This is a genomic window from Frankia sp. AiPs1 (assembly GCF_023716945.1).
Lineage (GTDB): Bacteria > Actinomycetota > Actinomycetes > Frankiales > Frankiaceae > Frankia.
Map to the genome: position 1 here is coordinate 1 of NZ_JAMQQF010000648.1, position 3,191 is coordinate 3,191.

At 73.8% G+C, this 3,191-nt stretch carries 2 protein-coding genes and 1 pseudogene; all 3 read left to right on the forward strand.

What is annotated here, in order from left to right; translation table 11 throughout:
• Positions 1-183 (forward strand): annotated as a pseudogene (locus ND748_RS28830) (XRE family transcriptional regulator); the annotation flags it as partial.
• Positions 184-411: 228 nt separating this feature from the next.
• The gene (gene purN / locus ND748_RS28835) at positions 412-1,083 is read left to right on the forward strand and encodes a phosphoribosylglycinamide formyltransferase (RefSeq protein ID WP_251749338.1); all 672 of its coding nucleotides are present in this window, start codon (positions 412-414) and stop codon (positions 1,081-1,083) included.
• Complete coding sequence (purH, locus tag ND748_RS28840; protein WP_251749339.1) at positions 1,080-2,726, forward strand: bifunctional phosphoribosylaminoimidazolecarboxamide formyltransferase/IMP cyclohydrolase; 1,647 nt, start codon at positions 1,080-1,082, stop codon at positions 2,724-2,726. Before purN ends, purH begins: the two co-directional genes overlap by 4 nt.
• Positions 2,727-3,191: the final 465 nt, after the last annotated feature.

The window sequence follows — 3,191 nt, forward strand, 5'->3', positions numbered from 1 at the left end:
GACCGGACCGCCGCCGGCTGCTCGTGCGGGGCGGGCGCCGGCGAGGACGACGACGACCGGCTGGCGGGGCTGCTGACCATGACCTCGCCGCTGGCCGCCCCGGCGGGCCGCGACGTCCCGTCGGCCACGGCGATCGAGGCTCGACTGGCCGAGTTCGTGACCGGGTGGGCCCCGGCGGCGTGATCGCGGCGTCGGGGTGCTCCTGGGCTGTCCCGCGCGGCGCAGGTGGTCCAGTCAGTACAGTCGGACGGGTCGTCCTCGCCGCGGTCGGGTACGTGCGCGTTCGCGCGGTGGCGGTCAGCGCGCGGCGGCGGCCGTCCCAGTGGCGTCCGTGGTGCGCCGACGTTCCGGTCGTTCGGGGCGTCCGGCCCGCGTCCATCAGCCCGTCCCATTCTGGTCACGGAGGGTGAAGTGTCTGCTCGCCTCGTCGTACTCGCCTCGGGCGCAGGAACCACCCTGCAGGCGGTTCTCGACGCGACCGCGGATTCCGAGTTCGGCGCGACCGTCGTGGCGGTCGGCACCGATCGACACGACACCGGGGCGGAGCGACGGGCCCGGGACAGCGGCATCGCGGTGTTCACCGTCCGGCTCGAGGATCATCCCGATCGGGAGGCCTTCAACGCGGCGACCGCCGAGCGGATTGCCGGGTTCGAGCCCGATCTGCTCGTCCTGGCTGGCTACATGAAGATTCTCAGTCGGCGGGTGATCGGCCGGTTCCGGACCATCAACACCCATCCCTCGCTGCTGCCCGCCTTTCCGGGCGCCTCCGCGGTCCGCGACGCGCTCGCCGCCGGGGTGAAGGTGAGCGGGGTGACGGTGCACTGGGTCGACGAGGGGGTCGACACCGGGCCGATCATCGCCCAGTGTCCGGTTCCGGTGGGGCCGGACGACACCGAGCAGACTCTTCGCGCCCGGATCCAGGGCGTCGAGCGAGGACTGTTCGTCGCGACGATCGGCGAGATCGTGCGGTCGGAGAGCGCGCAGGCGGTTCCGGCCGGGCATCGGCGCGCCCCCGACCTGCGCGCGCCGGTGCGAGGTTCAGGTACCGGCAGAGGCTCAGCTCACGTCCAGGAGGAATCATGACGTCATCGGGCGAAGACGCGGCGGGCGCAGGCGGCGCCGCTCGGGGATCCGAGTCCGCTGAGGTGATCCCCACCGGGCGACGGCCGCTGCGCCGGGCGCTCGTCAGCGTGTACGACAAGAGCGGGCTCGACGTCCTCGCCGAGGCGTTCCTGGCCGCGGGCGTCGAGGTCGTCTCCACCGGGTCGACCGCGGACGTGCTGGCCCGCCACGGGCTGGCGGTCATCCCGGTCAGTACCGTCACCGGTTTTCCGGAGGTGCTCGGCGGGCGGGTCAAGACGCTGCACCCGCACGTCCATGCCGGTCTGCTCGCGGACCTGCGCAACGCCGAACACGCGGCGGTCCTCGCCGAACTCGACATCGCCCCGTTCGATCTGGTCGTGGTCAACCTCTACCCGTTTGCCGCGACGGTGGCCGGCGGCGCGAGCGAGGACGAGGCAATCGAACAGATCGACATCGGCGGCCCGGCGATGATCCGCGCGGCGGCGAAGAACCACGCCTCGGTCGCCGTCGTCGTCTCGCCGGACGAGTACACGCAGTTGGCCGAGGTGGTCCGCGGGTCGGGCTACGACCTGCCGGCCCGCCGCCGCCTCGCGGCCAAGGCGTTCGCCCACACGGCCGCCTACGACGTCGCGGTGTCCTCGTGGTTCGCCGGGGTCGTCGCCCCCGACGAGACTGCTCTGGAGACCGGCTGGCCCGACGTGCTGTCCGCGCAGTGGCACCGTTCTGACGTGCTGCGGTACGGCGAGAACCCGCACCAGCGGGCCGCCCTCTACGTCGAGGCGGGTGGCGAGGGACAGCCGGGCCTCGCCACGGCTCGCCAGCTGCACGGCAAGCAGATGTCCTACAACAACTACACCGACACCGACGCGGCCCGACGGGCCGTGTACGACTTCGCCGAGCCGGCGGTTGCCGTGATCAAGCACGCCAACCCGTGCGGCATCGCGATCGGCGCGACGATCGCCGAGGCCCACCGTAAGGCGCACGCCTGCGACCCGGTGTCCGCGTTCGGCGGGGTGATCGCCACCAACCGGCCGGTCTCGGTGGAGCTCGCCGAGCAGATCGCGGAGATCTTCACCGAGGTCGTCGTGGCGCCGTCCTACGAGGCGGGCGCCGTGGAGATCCTCGCCCGCAAGCCGTCGATCCGCCTGCTGGAATGCCCCGCGCCCCCGCATCAGCGCGGGATCGAGCTGCGTCAGGTCAGCGGCGGCCTGCTGTTGCAGGCGCGGGACGCAGTCGAGGAACCGGGCGACGAGCCGTCGGGCTGGACGTTGGAGGCGGGATCCCCCGCGGACGAGGCGCTGCTGGCCGACCTGCGCTTCGCCTGGCGCGCCGTGCGTGCGGTCAAGTCCAACGCGATTCTGCTGGCCGGCGACGGCGCCACCGTGGGCGTCGGGATGGGACAGGTCAACCGGGTCGACGCGGCACGACTCGCGGTGACCCGGGCGGCGGACCGCGCCAAGGGCGCGGTGGCGGCCAGCGACGCCTTCTTCCCGTTCCCCGACGGGTTCGAGGTCCTCGCCGAGGCCGGGGTTCGGGCCGTGGTCGAGCCGGGCGGATCGGTGCGCGACGAACTCGTCATCGCGGCCGCGCGGGAGGCCGGCGTGACGCTCTACTTCAGCGGGGTGCGCCACTTCGCGCACTGAGGCCGAGGCCTCTTGGCGGGGCGGCGGGGGAGCCGGTGGGCAGGTTCAACGGAACCGCCGAGGGGCCCACCGCGCCGTCGGCGCCGACCGCGGATGCACCGGCTCGATGACCGCTTGATCCGGAGATGGGGACTCCGGTGCGTCCGGCGCCGACGCCGGCCGCGGCTGGTGGGCGTCGGCGGGCCGTTCCCTCGAGGGACCGGCCCGCGGCGGTGGTTGCGGCCAGTCCGACCTCGGCCCGTCCGACTCGGACCCCTCCGACTCGGACCCCTCCGACTCGGACCCCTCCGACTCGGACCCGTCCGACTCCGGCCCGTCCGACTTGGACCCCTCCGACTTGCCGGACGACGGGTCCGGGCGTCGGGCGGCGTCCGGAACCGGGCGCGCCGGGTCGGGCGACGCCGGAGCCGATGGGCCCCGGGACGACTCGTCGGTGGCGCCGTCCAGCGGCGCGTCGCGCCGCCA

Excerpts from the sequence above, each read along its gene's own strand:
- purH (WP_251749339.1), top strand. The coding sequence starts at position 1,080 with ATGACGTCATCGGGCGAAGACGCGGCGGGCGCAGGCGGCGCCGCTCGG.